At 60.5% G+C, this 650-nt stretch carries 1 protein-coding gene; it reads right to left on the bottom strand.

Annotated features, from left to right (window positions below):
• Position 1 precedes the first annotated feature (1 nt).
• A partial coding sequence (locus tag CXQ90_RS21720) for an ABC transporter ATP-binding protein (protein WP_104141391.1) occupies positions 2–650 on the bottom strand: 649 nt, incomplete at its 5' end.

Below are 650 nucleotides of genomic sequence, written 5' to 3' on the forward strand. Positions count from 1 at the left end.
CCTACGTCCCGGTGGCGGGTGCGGCTGGCGGGGCGATGGCAGGACTGTTGCCGCTTTTCGCCTTCCGGATCTGTTCGTAGACATGGTGCCGAAGCTCAGTGAATCGAGGCAGGGCTCTGGTCTCAAGCTGGTCGCGTACGACCGGGCGGTCGATCATCAGATCCTCCTGCACCACAGTTGGGGAAGAGAAAAGGATGATGACACGCTCCCCCAAGTAAACAGACTCGTCAATATCGTGGGTGACGAATAAAATGGTGACGCCCAGCCGTTTCCAGACATCCCGAATAAGATCCTCGAGGTCGGCCCGCGTTTGCGCGTCCACGGCAGCGAACGGCTCATCCATGAGGAGCACTTCTGGCTGGTAGGCGATCGCCCGAGCGATCGCCACGCGCTGCTGCATGCCGCCGGAGAGCTGCCACGGGTAGGACTTCGGCACATGCGCAAGACCCACAGCCTCCAACGCCTCGGCGACCAGCCGCTGACGCTCCTTCTTAGGAACTCTCGAGTTCTTCAGCGGTAGCTCGAGGTTGGCATCGACCCGCAACCATGGAAACAAAGATCGTCCGTACTCTTGGAATACCACTGCCATCTTCTTCGGTGGCCCCGTGACCTTGGAACCGTCAAGCCGAACTTCCCCCTCAGTGCTTGCC

The sequence above is a fragment of the Arthrobacter sp. ZGTC131 genome, assembly GCF_002929275.1.
Taxonomy (GTDB): Bacteria; Actinomycetota; Actinomycetes; order Actinomycetales; family Micrococcaceae; genus Arthrobacter.